Annotated in this window: 14 protein-coding genes and 3 tRNA genes; 16 read left to right on the top strand and 1 reads right to left on the bottom strand. The window is 57.0% G+C overall.

The window, feature by feature from the left end:
- From ACTLLP_RS10015 to ACTLLP_RS10075, 13 genes are all read left to right on the top strand, one after another.
- Entirely contained in the window at window positions 1–1,251 is a 1,251-nt protein-coding gene (locus ACTLLP_RS10015) for a glutamate-5-semialdehyde dehydrogenase (protein WP_441061760.1), read from the top strand.
- 49 nt (window positions 1,252–1,300) lie between these two features.
- Entirely contained in the window at window positions 1,301–1,858 is a 558-nt protein-coding gene (locus tag ACTLLP_RS10020) for an N-acetylmuramoyl-L-alanine amidase (protein ID WP_441059486.1), read from the top strand.
- 73 nt (window positions 1,859–1,931) lie between these two features.
- On the top strand, window positions 1,932–2,504 hold the full coding sequence (gene nadD / locus ACTLLP_RS10025; RefSeq protein WP_441059488.1) for a nicotinate-nucleotide adenylyltransferase: 573 nt from the start codon (window positions 1,932–1,934) through the stop codon (window positions 2,502–2,504).
- Between the two features lie 59 nt (window positions 2,505–2,563).
- A complete protein-coding gene (locus ACTLLP_RS10030; protein WP_441059490.1) occupies window positions 2,564–2,830 on the top strand; it encodes an RNA recognition motif domain-containing protein in 267 nt (88 codons plus the stop codon).
- A gap of 112 nt (window positions 2,831–2,942) precedes the next feature.
- Window positions 2,943–3,299 carry a ribosome silencing factor gene (gene rsfS / locus ACTLLP_RS10035; RefSeq protein ID WP_441059492.1) on the top strand — a complete coding sequence of 119 codons (357 nt, stop codon included), beginning with the start codon at window positions 2,943–2,945 and terminating at the stop codon, window positions 3,297–3,299.
- A gap of 11 nt (window positions 3,300–3,310) precedes the next feature.
- On the top strand, window positions 3,311–4,573 hold the full coding sequence (locus ACTLLP_RS10040; protein ID WP_441059494.1) for a M20 family metallo-hydrolase: 1,263 nt from the start codon (window positions 3,311–3,313) through the stop codon (window positions 4,571–4,573).
- 265 nt (window positions 4,574–4,838) lie between these two features.
- Window positions 4,839–4,916 (top strand) — tRNA-Asp (locus ACTLLP_RS10045).
- Window positions 4,917–4,921: 5 nt separating this feature from the next.
- Window positions 4,922–4,997: transfer RNA gene (locus ACTLLP_RS10050), tRNA-Phe, on the top strand.
- Window positions 4,998–5,012: 15 nt separating this feature from the next.
- Window positions 5,013–5,087: transfer RNA gene (locus tag ACTLLP_RS10055), tRNA-Gly, on the top strand.
- A 355-nt stretch (window positions 5,088–5,442) separates the two neighbouring features.
- On the top strand, window positions 5,443–6,555 hold the full coding sequence (locus ACTLLP_RS10060) for an HD-GYP domain-containing protein (RefSeq protein WP_441061763.1): 1,113 nt from the start codon (window positions 5,443–5,445) through the stop codon (window positions 6,553–6,555).
- Window positions 6,556–6,614: 59 nt separating this feature from the next.
- On the top strand, window positions 6,615–7,685 hold the full coding sequence (locus ACTLLP_RS10065; protein ID WP_441059496.1) for a glycosyl hydrolase family 18 protein: 1,071 nt from the start codon (window positions 6,615–6,617) through the stop codon (window positions 7,683–7,685).
- Window positions 7,686–7,769: 84 nt separating this feature from the next.
- Complete coding sequence (locus ACTLLP_RS10070; RefSeq protein WP_441059498.1) at window positions 7,770–8,879, top strand: S1C family serine protease; 1,110 nt, start codon at window positions 7,770–7,772, stop codon at window positions 8,877–8,879.
- 59 nt (window positions 8,880–8,938) lie between these two features.
- Window positions 8,939–10,132, top strand: coding sequence for a D-alanyl-D-alanine carboxypeptidase family protein (locus ACTLLP_RS10075; RefSeq protein ID WP_441059500.1), 1,194 nt, complete (start codon window positions 8,939–8,941; stop codon window positions 10,130–10,132).
- On the opposite strand, the gene ACTLLP_RS10080 is transcribed toward ACTLLP_RS10075, so the two are convergent.
- Window positions 10,129–11,034 (bottom strand): Na/Pi cotransporter family protein, encoded by a 906-nt coding sequence (locus ACTLLP_RS10080; protein WP_441059502.1) that lies wholly within the window; start codon window positions 11,032–11,034, stop codon window positions 10,129–10,131. The genes ACTLLP_RS10075 and ACTLLP_RS10080 overlap by 4 nt on opposite strands.
- Window positions 11,035–11,177: 143 nt before the next feature.
- On the opposite strand from ACTLLP_RS10080, the gene ACTLLP_RS10085 reads away from it, so the two are divergent.
- From ACTLLP_RS10085 to ACTLLP_RS10095, 3 genes are read left to right on the top strand one after another with little or no spacing between them, the layout of a single operon-like run.
- Entirely contained in the window at window positions 11,178–11,630 is a 453-nt protein-coding gene (locus ACTLLP_RS10085) for a DUF4912 domain-containing protein (RefSeq protein WP_441059504.1), read from the top strand.
- Between the two features lie 39 nt (window positions 11,631–11,669).
- Window positions 11,670–14,483 (top strand): 1,4-alpha-glucan branching protein domain-containing protein, encoded by a 2,814-nt coding sequence (locus tag ACTLLP_RS10090; RefSeq protein WP_441059506.1) that lies wholly within the window; start codon window positions 11,670–11,672, stop codon window positions 14,481–14,483.
- Window positions 14,452–16,458, top strand: a complete 2,007-nt coding sequence (locus ACTLLP_RS10095; RefSeq protein WP_441059508.1) for a glycoside hydrolase family 15 protein — start codon at window positions 14,452–14,454, stop codon at window positions 16,456–16,458. The genes ACTLLP_RS10090 and ACTLLP_RS10095 overlap by 32 nt, the downstream gene beginning before the upstream one ends.
- Window positions 16,459–16,464: the final 6 nt, after the last annotated feature.

The raw sequence follows: 16,464 nt of genomic DNA on the forward strand, positions 1-16,464 counted from the left end.
ATGGAAGCGGCGGTGAAAGTCAAAGCAGAGCGAGCTAAGGCGGCGGCTAGGAGGCTGGCCTACCTTTCCACGGCGGTCAAAGACCGAGCTCTACTGTCTATGGCCGATGCGTTGGAGCGGGAACAGGACTTGATTTTAGCGGCCAACCATCGCGATATGGAAGCAGCGCGGGCTAAGGGCCTTTCTCAGGCCCTCCTCGACCGCTTGCTGCTCAACCAGAAACGGGTTCAAGAAATGGCTAAAGGCTTGCGCGAGGTGGCGCAGCTTCCTGACCCGGTGGGCGAAATGGTGGCCATGTGGAAGCGCCCCAATGGCCTCTTAATCGGGCAAATGCGCGTGCCTCTGGGGGTGGTAGGGATAATTTACGAAGCCCGCCCCAACGTCACCGTGGATGCTGCCGGCCTCTGCCTCAAAGCGGGCAATGCGGTGGTTTTGCGCGGGGGCTCGGAGGCTCTTAACTCCAACGCCGCCATCGTCCAAGTGATAGCCCGAGCGGCCACCGCTGCCGGTGTGCCTGAGGGGGCAATAGAGTTTATTGACCTGCCGGAAAGGGAAGCGGCCCAGGTGTTGATGCGGCTCAACGGTTACGTGGACGTGCTTATTCCTCGTGGTGGCGCTGGTCTGATTCAGACGGTGATCCGCACCGCGACCGTTCCCGTTATTGAAACGGGGGTGGGTAATTGCCATACCTACGTGGATGCGGCGGCCGATTTAGCTAAAGCGGAAGCCATCGTTATTAACGCTAAATGCCAACGTCCCGGTGTGTGCAACGCCATGGAGACCTTGCTGGTGCATCGGGAGGTGGCGCCGCGCTTCTTGCCGGTGGTGGGCGAGAAGCTCCGGGAGCTCGGGGTAGAGATAAGGGGCTGCCCGCTTACCCAGCAATACCTGCCTTGGGCCACACCGGCGCAGGAAGAGGATTGGGCCACCGAGTTTTTAGACCTCATTCTGGCCGTCCGGGTGGTAGCCGATCTGGACGAAGCTCTAGATCACATTTACCGCTACGGTACCAGGCATTCGGAGGCTATCGTCACCGAGGACTATACGGCGGCTCGTCGCTTTCTGGAAGAGGTGGACGCAGCGGCGGTTTACGTCAATGCTTCCACTCGCTTCACCGACGGCGGTCAATTCGGGTTCGGTGCTGAAATTGGCATTTCCACCCAGAAACTCCACGCCCGCGGCCCTATGGGATTAAAAGAGCTCACCACTGTCAAGTACATAGTCTTGGGCGAGGGGCAGGTGCGAGAGTGACCTTTTCCCTCCCGCGCTCGTAAACTGAGTCTGCGGGAGGGTGGGAAAAATGCATATAGTGATCGATCCGGGACACGGGGGAAGTGATCCGGGAGCAGTTCGCGGGAATCTGCGGGAGGCGGATCTCACTCTCAGGTTGGCCAAACTCGTGGTGGAAAGGGTGGCTCCGCCGGCGACCATCATCATGACGCGCGGGGAAGACCGGGACGTTTCGCTTAATAAGCGCGTACAGATAGCCAACCACCACAACGCCGATCTTTTCCTTTCCCTGCACTTCAACGCGGGTGGGGGGAGGGGCTTTGAAAGTTACATCCATCCCTCTGCTCCTTTCCTCACCCGCTACTACCGGCAGATCCTGCACGCGGCGGCCACCGGCTTTCTCCTTCCGCAAGGGACCCGGGACAGGGGAGGGAAGGAAGCCGACTTTTACGTGCTCCGCTACACCCACATGCCCGCGGTACTTTTGGAGTGCCTTTTCCTGGATCATCCCGAAGACGCTCGTCTTCTGTCCAGGGTTGGTTTTTTGGAGGCACTGGCTACGGCCCTGGCTCAGGGAATAAACGTGGTTAAGCGGGATAAAGAGCTTTTGCGCAAATTCCTTGGCTGAAAGGGGAAAATTAGTGATTGATCGGGGGGCGGAAAAGGTTTATAATGGAGCCAAGCAGGATGGAGACTCCGGCATGCGCTTGGGTCTGCTGGGTGGGACCTTCGATCCCATCCACTTCGGTCACCTGGCCGTAGCGGAAGCGGTGTTCTATGAGATGAACCTCGACAAGGTTTATTTCGTGCCCAGCCGGCAGCCTCCCCATAAAAGGCGGAAGGTGACGCCAGCGGAGCACCGCTTAGCGATGGTCAAGTTGGCTGTAGTCTCCAACCCGAACTTTGAGGTTTCAACCGTGGAGATCGAGCGTCCAGGTCCTTCCTTCACCGTGGATACGGTAAGGGAATTCCTCCAGCTCTACCCCCAGGCAGAAGTTTTTTTCATCCTAGGGATGGACGCGCTGGCCGAGTTTTTGACCTGGCATCGCGTAGAGGAGCTCTTAACGCTCTGCCGCTTTGTGGTGGCTACGCGTCCGGGATATTCCGGGACTAGCAAGGTCATTCGGGGACGCAAGGTTACGGTGCTTCCGGTTCCTGGAGTAGCGGTTTCTTCCACGGAGATCCGGGAACGGGTCCGCGCAGGAAAGCCGATCAGGTATCTTCTGCCGGAAGCCGTAGAGGAGTACATCCACATCCGCGGTTTATACCGGTAAGGCGTGTTGGAAGTCTTCAGATCTGCAAGAACCACAACGTATCAAGAGAGGTGAGGCAAGTGGCGCGGACCCTGTATGTGGGCAACCTACCGTGGTCGACGCAAGCGGAAGAGCTGGCGGAGATTTTCTCGGCTTACGGTGAGGTGCTGTCCAGCCGGATCATTGTTGACCGGCAAACGGGTCGTTCGCGGGGCTTCGGCTTTGTCGAAGTACGCGACGAAGATGCAGAACCCATGGTTCGGGCTCTTAACGGAGCTGAGTATGGTGGGCGCGTTCTCGTCGTGAACGAAGCTCGCGAGCGGCAGCAGAGCCGTCCTCGGCGTTAACCGGGGAACGATAAACTTAAGGAAGCTGGGGGCCAGAGGACGCTCGCGATCGAGTGGTCTTGTGGCCCCTTATCCTATCAAAAATTACTAGCGAGGAGAGCGAGATGCCAGCGTGAATGCTAAGCAAATAGTAGAGCTGGTGCTTGAGGCCGCCCAGGCCAAGAAGGCCTACGATATTCTGGTTCTCGAGGTGGGTCAAATCCTTCCTATCTGCGACTACTTTGTAATCCTCACTGGCGATAACCCCCTGCAGGTAAAGGCGATAGCTAAAAACGTGGAAAAAGTGCTGGCCGAGCACGGAATAGCTGCCCTGCACCGTGAGGGTTTCCGGGAGGGGCGGTGGGTGCTGCTCGACTTTGGCGAGGTCGTGGTGCATATATTCTTGGAGGAGGAGCGCGAGTTTTACGACCTGGAGCGGCTGTGGCGCGACACTCCGGTGCTGTGGAGGGAAGAGGCGCACTCCGGCTGAGGAGGAGGGCTATGATCAAGGACGAGGTTTTGCGAGAAGTGGCTCGCCTGCGGGACGAAATGGTGGCCACTTTGATGGATTTAATCTGTATTCCCGCCCTGAGTCCGGACAGCGGGGGGGAAGGGGAGTTCCGTAAGATGTCCAAGCTGGAAGAGGTTTTGCGCCAATGGCCTTTCGATCGGCTAGAACGTTATGACGCCCCCGACCCCCGAGCTTTTCAGGGCGTACGCCCCAACCTAATAGCCCACTATTACGGTGAGCGAGGGGATCATGGTCCCCGGCTGTGGATTTTGACCCATCTAGATGTGGTCCCCCCAGGCGATCTGGATCAGTGGACGGTGACCTCTCCTTTCACTCCCCGACTGTATGAGGGGAAGATTTACGGCAGGGGTAGCGAAGACAACGGGCAGAGTTTGGTGGCTTCGCTTTACGCCGTGAGGGCTTTCATGAACTTGGGGCTCCGTCCCCGGCGCACCTACGTGCTGGCTTTCGTCAGCGATGAGGAGACCGGTAACCTTTATGGGATCGACTGGCTGATGCGCACGCATCCCGAGCTATTCCGCCCGGACGATCTGGTGCTGGTGCCCGACGGGGGAAACCCCGATGGAACCTTTATCGAGATCGCTGAGAAGAGCCTGCTGTGGTTGAAGGTGCGCGTCGAAGGAAAACAGGTGCATGGTAGCACGCCGCACAAAGGCTTTAACGCTTTCCGGGTGGCGCTGGATTACGCTTGCTCTTTGGATCGCGAGTTGCACCGGCGGTATTCTGACCAGGACGAACTCTTCGAATACCCGGTGAGCTCCTTCGAGCCTACCGTGGGCGGTAGCCGGAGTGACGCTCCTAACATTATTCCCGGCGAGGCAGAGCTGGTTTTCGATTGCCGGGTGCTACCTCGCTATCCCCTGGGGGAAGTGATTGTCACGGCGGAGAGGCTGGTGCGGGAGACGCAGGAGCGCTATCGGCGAAAGGTTAAGGAGGAGGACTTGCCCCGGTTGCAGCTGGAAGTGTTGCAGCGCATAGAATCGCCACCAACGCCGCCCGATAGTCCCATAGTCCGGCTTTTATCCCGGGCCATAAGAGAGCTTAGGGGGAAAGAGGCGCGGGTGGGAGGGATCGGCGGAGGAACCTTTGCCGCCTATTTCCGTCGGCGAGGCATCCCGGCGGCGGTGTGGGGGACCTTTGACGAGATGGCCCATCAACCGGACGAGTATGCTAGGGTGGATAATCTGGTGGCTGACGCCCAGGTGATGGCTTATCTGGGATTAGCCGAGTGACTTTATCGCAAAGTCTTGGTTTTACCGGTGACTCAGGGAGGAGACCACTCGCCTCTCCCGCCCGATCCGGTTTCACGACCAGCCGCGCGAGTGGAAGCCGAGGCTACAGACCCTATGCAACGGGTTATAGGGTGAAGTGGCGAAAGAAGCTCTTAGTCTTTCTCCCCTTGGCTTGGCTGATCTCCTCTCCGCACTTCTTGACCTAGAGCCCTTTGTGGGTTGACTTTGGACTGGGGTTGAGCTATATTTAATAATAGTCTAGCGTGGAGCTGTGGTGTAGCCTGGTTAACATACCTGCCTGTCACGCAGGAGATCGCGGGTTCAAATCCCGTCAGCTCCGCCATAAACGCCACGGTAGCTCAGTTGGTAGAGCAGAGGACTGAAAATCCTCGTGTCGGCGGTTCGATTCCGTCCCGTGGCACCAGGTTTAGTATGGCGAGCGGAAGTGGCTCAGCGGTAGAGCATCGCCTTGCCAAGGCGAGGGTCGCGGGTTCGAATCCCGTCTTCCGCTCCAGAAAATTCAGGGTTCCCGTGAGGCCGGGAACCCTTTTCGTTTGTCTTTTACTGCAAAGTTACTGCAACCAGCGGGTTGGCAGTAGCCGTTTGAGCGGCGAGGCGCTGGCTTCTTGCTCGCGAGCTCCTTACCTTCCGATGTTGGGCTTCATTTTCAAGCTCCGTTGCCGGCCGTTGACCTTGGGCGTAAACCTCGCTTAATTTCTTAAGGGGAAAGAAGGAATAGAGGTCGGATCACCTGAATTACTTTAGGAGGACCTTGGTTGTGCCGAGAAATATGCAAACTGATAAGCATCGGATCTATCTGTTGTTGTACTGCTTACAATAAGTTGAGGGAGGGGTGGCCCTTGCGGCGGGTGCCGGTAGATTTGCTACGACCGGGCATAAGGGTTGGGCGCCCCCTGTACAGTTCTTCCGGTCAATTGCTGGTAAACGCTGGAACGCGGCTCACGGAGAAAGTCATCAAGAGACTGCGCCTCCTGGGTGTTTCGGCCATCTACGTCGACGATGGCTTTCTCAACGATGTAGAAATTAAGGATGTTATTTCCGAGCAGTTGCGGTTACAGGCGCTGGTCCAGGTGCGCGAATTTTTCCAGAATCCGCCGCAGGGAGCCGGTCGGGCCGTCATCCAGGTTAAGGCGATGGTGGATCTGGTCAAGGATCTGGTGGACGAGCTTCTCGGGTCCCAGCAGGTTCTGGTAAGCCTGGTTGACGTGCGAGCTTTGGACGATTACACCTTCGGTCACAGTGTCAATGTGTGTTTGCTGTCGCTGCTGACCGGAATTTCTCTGGGGTACAGCCGCCAGCAGCTTATTTCTTTGGGGTTGGGGGCGCTGTTGCACGACGTAGGCAAAACCTCGATTCCAGCAGAGATTTTGCAAAAACCAGGCCAGCTAACGCCGGAGGAATTCGCCCTCGTTAAATCGCATACGGTGGCAGGCTACCGTATGCTGAAGGCGGCGGGGATCGATAGCTTGGCTTGTGTGGTGGCCCTCCAGCATCACGAGAGGTATTTAGGGCAGGGGTACCCTCAAGGCCTGCGAGGTTCAGAGATCCACGAATTCGCTGCCATTTGCGGTGTGGCTGATGTTTTCGATGCTCTGACCGCCGATAGGTGTTACCGGCGCGCTTACCCAGTATACGAAGCTTATGAATTTATCGCCGGGGCCGGCAATTATCTTTTCGACTACTGGATGGTGCAAGCGTTTCTGGAGAACGTGGCTGCTTATCCTGTGGGCACGGTAGTGCGCCTAACCTCGGGAGCGGTGGGGATAGTGACGGGAACAAAGCGGGGTTTTCCTCTCCGCCCTTCCGTGCGACTCTTTTTCGATGACGAGGGCAATCCTTCCGATCCTCGAGAGTTGGATTTGAGCCAAAGCCCCACCCACGCTGTCGCTGAAGTGGTGCCGGAGGCTGCGTGGCAGGACATGTTGCGTAGGGCAGGAGTTTCCATCGCTAAGCTTGAATAGAACCTGGGCGGCCTAAGCAAGCTAGATCAGAGCGCGTTTACAAACAAGGAGGCAGCAGAATGACCGAGAGGCAGAGGAGAGCGCTTTACGCCTTGGCGGCTTGCTTGGCTCTTCTGTTGCTGGGAGCGGGGATAGGCGCTATGCGCAGGCCAGCCGTGCCAGCGCCCATTTATCGCCCTCAGGTGGTGGCTTTTTATGTGGACGAGCCAGGACATCCCACCGATTCTTTCCCCTCGCTCCAGGCTCACGGAAAGCTGGTGGACGAGATTTCTCCTCTCTGGTACAGCATTTTGCCTGATGGTAATCTGGATGATAAAGTCAATCATGAAGCCCTGCGGTTAGCCCGATCTTACGGCTTGCGGGTAACCCCGCTTATCAACGTGGGCAGAAATGACGATACCTTCTTACGCGATCCGGCGGTTAGGGATCGGACCATCTCTAATATTGTGGAGGTGGTGCGGAGGGAGAATTATCATGGAGTGAATCTGGATGTGCAGCTAATGCCAGTGAATGGTAAAAACTTCGCTCACGATCGCGACCTGCTCACCGACTTCGTGCGTCGTTTGCGGGACGCGTTGCGACCTATGGGGAAGACGCTAGCGGTGTCGGTGGTACCGCATGTCCAGGTTTCCCAGGAAGTTTCTGGTATCTACGATTACGGTGCACTGGCCCAATTGGTCGATAAGGTGGCTTTGATGACTTACGATCGCCACCAGGATTCTAGTCCCCCCGGCCCGGTGGCCCCTTTTTCCTGGGTGGAGGCCAATATTCGCGAGGCGCTTAACCAGGGGTTTCGCCGCGAGCAAATTTTGCTAGGTATCGCTACTTATGGCTATGACTGGCCCGCCGGGCAAAGCGGAGGGTTTTCGCGCCCTAGCAAGGAAATCATGGACCATGCCTCCCGGCTGGGGGTGCCAGTTAAGTGGAGCGATGCGTATCAAGAGCCTTACTATGTTTACACTGCCCCCAACGGGCGCGTACGGGAGATCTGGTTTGAGAACAGCCATACTTTCCGGCAAAAATTGGATCTGATGAAAAAGTATCGTCTGGCGGGGATAGCCGTGTGGCGCTTAGGGTTCGAAGAAAGGCATTTTTGGGATACGTTGCGCCACCACTTTCCCGGCAAATGAAGTTTTTTGAAAAAAATCTGTGTAGCCTTGGTTTAGGCCAAGGCTTCACTTTATAATAAATAATACCTTTGGGGAGGTGGGAAGATGCCTTGGCGTCGATGGATAGCGCCCATCGCCTTGCTGGCTTTTCTGGCAGGTATATTTTTCACTGCCGGCTGCTATTACGGTTCCAGTTCTAAGGCCCCAGCTTTGGCGGATAATCAGGTAGCCCCAGGAGTGGGTCCTAATGCTATTGCTAACATCGTAGAGCAGGCCAGCCCAGCGGTGGTCAAAATTGACACGGTGGCTCCGAAATTCGATCCTTTCTTTAACAATCCTTTTTTTCGACAGTTTTTCGGTGATATGCCGCGAGTGCAGGAGTATCAGGAAGGCTTAGGTTCAGGGTTTTTTATTACTGATGACGGTTATATATTGACTAACGAGCATGTGATTGACGGCGCCTCGCAGATCACTGTCACCGTCACTGGCTTTTCACAGCCCTTTAAAGCGCGGGTGGTGGGGTCGGATTACGATTTAGATCTAGCGGTTTTGAAGATCGATTTGCCCAAGAAAGTGCCTTATTTGAAGCTGGGCGACAGCAATAAGATGCGAGTGGGTGATTGGGTAATAGCCATCGGTAACCCTTATGGTCTAGATCATACCGTCACCGTGGGAGTGCTCAGCGCTAAGGGCCGCCCTATCGACATCGGTAACCGCCACTACAAGAACCTTTTGCAAACCGATGCCGCTATTAACCCCGGCAACAGTGGTGGTCCGCTGCTGAATTTGAACGGTGAAGTTATCGGCATCAACACGGCGGTTAACGCTCAGGCTCAGGGCATAGGCTTCGCCATCCCTTCCGATACAGTGAAGTCGGTGCTTAATGAGCTCATGACCAAGGGTAAGATCGTCCGCCCGTGGTTGGGGGTGCAGGTGGGACCGGTAGATCAGAATGTGGCTCAGTATCTGGGGCTCCCCAAAGCGGAGGGGGCGCTAGTGCTGGGGGTGGTGCCGGGTAGTCCGGCCGAGAAGGCAGGTATTACTCGTGGGGATGTGATTCTAGAAATCAACGGCCAGAAGGTGGCTACGCCGGACGATTTAGTGGCCGCGGTGAAGAATTTAAAGGTGGGCGCGCAGGCCGATGTGTCGCTCTGGCGCGGGGGTAAAATCGTCCGGGTGCAGCTAAAGGTAACAGAAAAACCGGCCGGTATGTAGTTAACCACACTCAAACTATAGGAGTAGTTCCCGCCACCATTTACTTTCTGGCAAGGGTGATGCGCTTGCGCCGCGCGATTGCGATCGTTGTCTGTTTGAGTCTCTGCTGTCTAGGCCTTAGAACTCACTTTGCCTGGGCTGCTGTCCCGGATCTCAAGGCGGAGGCAGCAGTGCTTATGGAGGCTGAGACGGGGCAGATTCTATACGCTAAGAATCCGGAGGCGCGCATGTATCCGGCCAGCACCACCAAGATACTTACCGGCTTGGTGGTGCTGCAACATGCTCGTTTGGATAGCGAGGTGGTGGCGAGACCACCGGCGGTGGGAGTTGAGGGTTCTTCTATCTGGCTCCAAGAAGGGGAAAAGATCTCGGTCAAAGACGCCCTTTACGCTCTCCTGCTCGATTCGGCCAACGATGTGGCGGTGGCCTTGGCTCTCAAGGTAAGCGGAAGTATCCCCGCTTTCGCGCGGCTTATGAATGAGACCGCCAAGGCCTGCGGGGCTACCCATTCGCATTTCACCAACCCTCACGGTTTACCCGATCCCGATCATTACACCACCGCTTTGGACATGGCCCGGATCACGCGAGCAGCGCTCAGCAATCGTATTTTCCGGGAAATCGTGGCTACCAAGGCCTACGCCATGCACCGCTCTTCCGCACCTGACCCCTATGTCCTGGTCAATCACAACAAGCTTTTATGGCGTTACGAAGGTGCCAATGGGGTTAAAACCGGTTACACCACCGTAGCTGGGCAGTGTCTGGTGGCTTCGGCTCAGCGAGGGGGCCGGGAGCTCATAGCCGTGGTCTTTAAAAGCGAAGGTACCGAGGTCTGGAACGATGCCACCAAGCTTTTGGACTACGGCTTCAACGCCTTTCAGCCGGCTCGTATTTTCCAAAAGGGAGAAGTATTGGGGCAAATATCTGTGCCTGGGGGAAATCAACCTTTAGAGATGGTCGCGGGGGATAATTTCACCTATTACCTGCCCCGTGAAGACCATAGCGCTTCTTTGCCCTCCTGGCGGCTGCTGGTGCAGCCGCTGCGGTTGCCGGTTAAGGCCGGTAGCCAGGTGGGGGACATTGTGCTGACCGGAACTCAAGGAGAGGTGAGGATTCCGTTGTTGGCCGGCAATACGGTGACGTTGCTTCCTCTATGGCAGCGCTCTGGTGGCAAGGTGACTTTGGGGTTTCTGGGGATAGTCCTGGGCTTGGTTTATTGGTCCCGGCGCCGGCGCCGGTATCGCTATCAGCGCTAGGGTAAAATTTTTTCCAGGAACCGGGCCAGGGGGTGAGCGAAGGGAAGAAATATTAGCCCTGTGGCCAGGTTATAGAGAGTGTGAGCGTTGGCGATTTCATGGGCGGCTCCGGAGCTCAGCCGTTCAGAGAGCTCGCCCCAAGGCCCCAGCAGGGGGAAAAAGAGCAGTGCTCCCGCCAGGTTTACCAGAAAGTGAGCCACCGCCACTCTGCGCCCGGCGCTAGAGCTCGCCAGGGATACCAGGAGAGCGGTGAAACACGTTCCCAGGTTGTTGCCCAAGACCTGCACCAGCGCAGTTTGGCGGCTGATCACTCCCTGGGCGTAGAGAGCCATGGAGAGGCCGGTGGTCAAGCTGGAGGAATGCACCATAGCGGTGGTCAGGGTGGCGGCAAGGAAGACCAGGAATTGGTTGGGTTCACCGTTTGGCGGCGAGGGAAAGAGAAAAGCGGGAGTTCTCATTGCTTGACAGCCGGCTTCTAGGCAGGTGATGCCGACGAATAACAGGCTCAAGCCCAGCAGGCCCAGGCCTAGATAGCGCCAGGGCGGGCGCAGGCAAGCGAGTAAAGCTCCGACGGTACCCAGGAAACAGGCAAGGTTTTCCGGGTGCCAGGCCATTAATTGCACAGTTAAGCAAGTTCCTAGATTGGCTCCTAATATAACGCCGATGGCTTCCGGCAAGGGCAGCAGGTGGCTGTGCACCAGGCTAATGGTGAAAACTGATACCACTGTGCTGCTCTGGGTTAGAGCTGCCGCCACTGTTCCGCCCGCAAATGAGCGCCAAGGGCCGGCCAATACTCTGGCTAGCAGCGCTTGGCTACACCCGCCTCCCAGGCGGGTCAATCCTTCTTGCAGGAGTTTGAGACCCCCCAGCAATAAAACTAGCCCTGCGATTCCCTCGATCATTTTTCTCGCCCCAGCGAAAAAATTTATGTCTTTAAGTTCTGCGTCATGCTAAAATAAGAATGAGCAGGATAAAAATGGCGGGGAGGAAGGAGCATGTGTAGATACCTAATCCTAATACATTTCCGGAGAGAGGAGGCCCGGGTATGGGGAGATCGCGCTTCTCCGGGGAAAGCGGGGAGGATAACACCTTGATGGTAATTCCCCGAGAGCCTTCGGTGCTATTTGTTTACTGGGACCTTTCGCCTTGCACTCAAGTCCTTATGGCGGGCAAAAAATGGGGTTTGCGTCTCTGGTGCCGTCGCGGGGTCGAGTCAAACTTGCTGCGCGAAGTTTTCCCTGCTTTCTTCTGCGGAGATTGGTACTTTAACGAATTGGAGGCGGGTGTGGGCTATCGCTGCGAATTGGGCTGGTGGGAGGGTGACTTTTTCATTCCTCTGCTGGTCTCCGATTGGGCAGCTACCCCTCCTCTCCCTGCTCCCTGGCAACCTCCCTCGCCAGAAACCAGGCCGGAGTTTGAGGTGCCGGAAGAGCGGGTGGCGCAGCTTGCAAAACCGGTTATGGGTGTGAGTTATTTCTCTTGGCTTACCCCTAGTTAAGCTAGAGTTAAATTTTAAAGTTTAAGGAGTGAGGATACGTTGGCGCGCGGATACCTGGCTTTGGTATTGCACGCCCACCTTCCTTTTGTCCGGCATCCGGAAAAGGAGAGGCAGTTAGAGGAAAACTGGTTTTACCAGGCGCTTAACGAATGTTACCTGCCACTATTGGACGGGCTTCAACGCCTGGCAGAAGAGGGAAAGCGTTTCCGCCTGACGCTTTCCCTCTCTCCTACTCTACTGAGCATGTTGGCCGATCCACTGCTGCTAGGGCGCTTTGAACGCTATCTGGAACGGCTTCTGGCGTTGGCGGAGCGAGAATTGGAGCGCACGGCCGCCACTCCTTTCTACCCTTTGGCCAGTTTCTACCGGGAGCGTTTCCAGCGCCATTACCAGCTCTTTACCGAGGAATGGGGACGGGACCTGATTCGGGCCTTTAAACGCTTGGCGGTGGCGGGGAAACTGGAGTTGATAACCACTTGCGCCACGCACGGGTATTTGCCCCTGATCAAAGAGCGCGAGGCGCGGCGGGCGCAGATAGCCGTCGGAATCGATTGTTTTGCCCACTACTTTGACTATCGACCCGCGGGGTTCTGGCTGCCGGAATGCGGATACGTGCCTGGGGTGGACAAGTTGCTGGCCGAAGAGGAAATTCGTTACTTTTTCCTAGAGACCCACGGGATTTTAAGCGCTTCGCCTTCGCCGCGCGCTGGAGTTTACGCTCCTCTTCTCACCCCAGCCGGGGTGGCGGCTTTGGGGCGCGATCCGGACAGTTCTCGCCAGGTGTGGGATCGGCACATGGGCTATCCGGGCGATTATTGGTACCGGGAATATTACCGGGACATCGGCTATGAGCTCCCCTGGGACTATTTGCAGCCTTACCTTCCTTCCGATGCGGTGCGGACGGACACCGGTTTCAAATATTACCGCATCACTGGCCGCGAGGACAAAGAGATCTACCAGCCAGAGCGGGCGCGGGAAAAGGCAGCTGAGCACGCTCGCCACTTCTGGTATCAAAGGCTGGAGCAAGCGGCCTATCTCTGCCGCTGCCTGGGCCAGCCGCCCATCATCGTGGCTCCTTACGATGCCGAGCTTTTCGGCCACTGGTGGTTTGAGGGCCCCTGGTGGCTGGAAGAGTTGATGCGCTTGGGGGATGCGGGTGATGGGAATCTGGAACTGGCCACCCCTTCCGACTATCTGGCGGCTTACCCCCCTACCCAACGAGCTCAATTTAGCCTTTCCAGCTGGGGTGAAGGCGGCTATAGCCGGGTGTGGCTTAACCCAGCCAACGATTGGATCTATCCCCACACTCACCGGATGGAGAACCGCATGACAGCGCTTTGCGATCTCTATTCCGAGGCCCAGGGGCTGAGGAAGCGGGTGCTCGACCAGGCGGCCAGGGAACTTCTACTCGCTCAGTCCAGCGACTGGGCCTTTATTCTTTACGTCGGCTCCACCGTGGAGTACGCTCGGCGGCGGGTAGAAGAGCATATAGCTAATTTCTGGAAGTTGGTGGAGGAGCTCTTGCAGGATCGCGTGGACGAAGACTGGCTGCGCTGGTGCGCGGCTAAGGATAACCTTTTTCCCCAGCTGGATTACCGGGTTTACAGCCGCTTTTGGCAGCGGGGGCAGATATCGAGACCGCGCCTGCGGGTGCTGTTCCTCTCGTGGGAGTACCCTCCACGGGTGGTGGGGGGACTGGGCCGTCACGTTTATGATCTAACCCGCGCGTTGGCCCGCTGGTGGCAGCAGGAAATCACGGTTTTGACCGTGGGCCTTCCCGGATCGCCCTCCCACGAGGAGAGCGGGGGGATAAAGATCCACCGGGTGGGAGTGGGGGAGGAGAGAGATTTTCTCGCCTGGGTGGAGAATATGAACCAGGCCATGATCCGGCAGATGGAATCCCTAAATAATGCTGGCGAAAGTTTCGATTTAATTCATGGCCACGACTGGATGATCGGCGAAGCGGCTTGCTGGGGGCGTGATTGCTTCGGAGTCCCCTTGGTGGTGACCATCCATGCCACCGAGCACGGGCGCCACCGCGGTATTCACACCCCCCTTCAGGCGCTGATCAGCGGGAAGGAAGGAGAGCTGGCGCGGGCGGCCAACCTGGTAGTGACCTGCAGCGAATATATGGCACAAGAAGTGTGTGGACTTTTCGGCCTGCCTCGAGATAAGATAAAAGTAATAGCCAACGGAGTCGATCCGGAAACCTTGGGAGTTAAGGGGTGGCGGGGGCCGGCTCCTCCGTCGCCAGAGCCGCTGATAGTGTTCCTGGGGCGTTTGGTGCCGGAGAAGGGTGTGCAGGATCTTATCCGAGCGCTAGCTTTGATCCGGAAGGAGGTCCCGGGAGCTCGCCTGGTGATCTGCGGTCGGGGCTACTATGAGGGAGAGCTCCGGGAGTTGGTGCGGCGAGAAGGGCTAGAGGAGGCCATAACCTTCGCCGGCTTTGTAGATGGGCAAGCTCGGGAGGCGTTGTTGCGGGAAGCGGCGGTGGCGGTCTTCCCCAGCCACTACGAGCCTTTTGGTATTGTGGCCCTGGAGGCCATGGCAGCGCAGGTGCCGGTGGTGGTGGGGGACACGGGGGGCCTGTCGGAGTTAGTGGAACACGGTGTGGACGGCTTCCGCTTCCCCCCGGGCGATCACCTCTTACTGGCTCGTTATGTGATCGAACTTCTTCGCCACCGCTCGCTAGCGGAAGAGTTTTGCCGCCACGCTTGGATTAAGGTTCGCTCCCGTTATTGCTGGCGCCACCTAGCGGGGCTGACGTTGGAAGCCTACCAGGAGCTCCTGGCGCAAAAACAAATGGTTGGAGGGGAAAAGATTGCCACGCCCTCTGGTGATAGGCAACGGTAAAATTACGGTAACTTTTGATTGCAATTTAGAGATGCGTGATTTTTTCTATCCCTATGTTGGGCAGTGGAATCACCTCCAGGGCAACCGAAATCGCCTAGGCGTGTGGACGGAAGGCAAGTTCAGCTGGGTAAGTCAACCTGTTTGGGAGAAATGCCTGTCTTACAAAGAGGACGCGCTGGTAACCGATTGCCGAGCTTTTAACGCCGAGTTAGAGGTAAGCCTGCTAATCAACGACGCTGTGCACCGGCGGGAAAACATTTACCTAAAGCGGGTGGTAGTGCAAAACCTATCCAACCGGGAGCGGGAGATACGGCTATTTTTCGGGCAGGACTTTTCCGTGGACGAGAACGAAGTGGGGGACACCGTTTTTTTTGACCCTTTCCGTCACGTTCTGTGCCATTACAAGCGCAACCGCTATTTCTTGTTCACCGGCAAAAGTAGCCGCGGGTTTTTCGACCAGTTTGCCACCGGGGTGAAGGGTTTCGGCGGGGCAGAAGGAACCTGGCGCGACGCCGAAGACGGAGTTTTGAGCGGTAACGCCATAGCCCAAGGTTCGGTGGACAGCGCTATCGGCTTTAATCTTTTCCTCCCCCCTTGGGGGGAAGAAACTATTTTTTACTGGATCTGCGCGGGGCGCAATATCCAGGAAGTGCGGGCGCTGGATCAGTTTACCCGCGATCAGACCATGGAGGAGCTCCTTTTCCGGGTGGAAACTTTCAGCCGCGCTTTCCTTTCCGTACGCCCTCGGGAAGAGCAGGCGGTGGAAGATCTTTCTCCGGCGTTGGTAAAGGCCTACCGCCGTAGCTTGCTTGTCGTCCGCGTGCATGTCGACGATGAGGGGGCTATTATCGCTTCCCCTGACTCCGATATTCTCTGCACTAACCGCGATCACTATTGTTACCTCTGGCCGCGGGACGGGGCTTTCATCGCTTATTCGTTGATTAAAACCGGTTACGGCCGGCTTACCCGGAAGTTCTTTGAATTTTGCGCCAACGCCCTGACTGATAAAGGCTATCTCTTGCACAAGTATAATCCTGACGGCACCGTGGGTTCTAGCTGGCACCCCTGGTTAGCGGAGGGGGTGATTCAGCTCCCCATCCAGGAAGATGAGACAGCTTTGGTCATCTGGGCGCTCTGGGAATACTACCAGGAGGAGAGGGATCTCGAATTCGTTTTAAAGCAATACCACGCTTACGTGCGGCCAGCGGCCCATTTTCTGTGCAACTACGTGGACCAATCTTTGCGCCTCCCAGCGGAATCGTATGATTTGTGGGAGGAGCGGCGGGGCATTTTCACCTATACGGCCTCCACGGTGTATGCGGGCCTCAAAGCGGCGGAAGCAATGGCGGAACTCTTCGGCCAGCCGCAATTGGCCCAGCGCTACCACCAGAGCGCCGAGGAAGTTAGGGAGGGCATCCTCAAGCACCTTTACGATCCGGACCGGGAATGCTTCCTGCGGGGTTTGATCTTTAACCGGAAGACCGGCTGTTTCGAACCCGATCCCACGGTGGACAGCAGCGTGGCTGGCGTTTTTCTCTTCGGCGTCCTCCCGCCGCACGATCACCGCGTGGGCAAGACCATGGAGAAGGTGCGGGAGACTCTTTGGGTAAAAACGGAGGTGGGAGGCATCGCCCGCTATTACGGGGACTATTACTTCCGGCAAACCGAGGATCTTACCCGCGCTCCGGGTAACCCTTGGATAATTTGCACCCTCTGGCTGGCTCAATATTATTTGCGGATAGCCCGCAGCATCGATGAGCTGCGCCGCGCTCGCGAGCTTTTAGAGTGGTCCGTCCGCCACTCTCTGCCCACTGGTGTTATGCCGGAGCAGCTTCACCCTTTTACCGGTGCCCCGCTCTCGGTCGCCCCGCTGGCCTGGTCGCACTCCACGTACGTGGTAACTTTTCAAGAATATTGCGCCCGCTACCGTGAGCTCTTGCGCTCACGGGAGGAATTGCAATTCACGTTTGGCTGATTGAAA

This window comes from Desulfothermobacter acidiphilus (assembly GCF_052073645.1).
Lineage (GTDB): Bacteria > Bacillota > Desulfotomaculia > Desulfotomaculales > Ammonificaceae > Desulfothermobacter > Desulfothermobacter acidiphilus.

Excerpts from the sequence above, each read along its gene's own strand:
- ACTLLP_RS10015 (WP_441061760.1), top strand. The coding sequence starts at position 1 with ATGGAAGCGGCGGTGAAAGTCAAAGCAGAGCGAGCTAAGGCGGCGGCT.
- ACTLLP_RS10020 (WP_441059486.1), top strand. The coding sequence starts at position 1,301 with ATGCATATAGTGATCGATCCGGGACACGGGGGAAGTGATCCGGGAGCA.
- nadD (WP_441059488.1), top strand. The coding sequence starts at position 1,932 with ATGCGCTTGGGTCTGCTGGGTGGGACCTTCGATCCCATCCACTTCGGT.
- ACTLLP_RS10040 (WP_441059494.1), top strand. The coding sequence starts at position 3,311 with ATGATCAAGGACGAGGTTTTGCGAGAAGTGGCTCGCCTGCGGGACGAA.
- ACTLLP_RS10065 (WP_441059496.1), top strand. The coding sequence starts at position 6,615 with ATGACCGAGAGGCAGAGGAGAGCGCTTTACGCCTTGGCGGCTTGCTTG.
- ACTLLP_RS10070 (WP_441059498.1), top strand. The coding sequence starts at position 7,770 with ATGCCTTGGCGTCGATGGATAGCGCCCATCGCCTTGCTGGCTTTTCTG.
- ACTLLP_RS10075 (WP_441059500.1), top strand. The coding sequence starts at position 8,939 with ATGCGCTTGCGCCGCGCGATTGCGATCGTTGTCTGTTTGAGTCTCTGC.
- ACTLLP_RS10080 (WP_441059502.1), bottom strand. The coding sequence starts at position 11,034 with ATGATCGAGGGAATCGCAGGGCTAGTTTTATTGCTGGGGGGTCTCAAA.
- ACTLLP_RS10085 (WP_441059504.1), top strand. The coding sequence starts at position 11,178 with ATGGGGAGATCGCGCTTCTCCGGGGAAAGCGGGGAGGATAACACCTTG.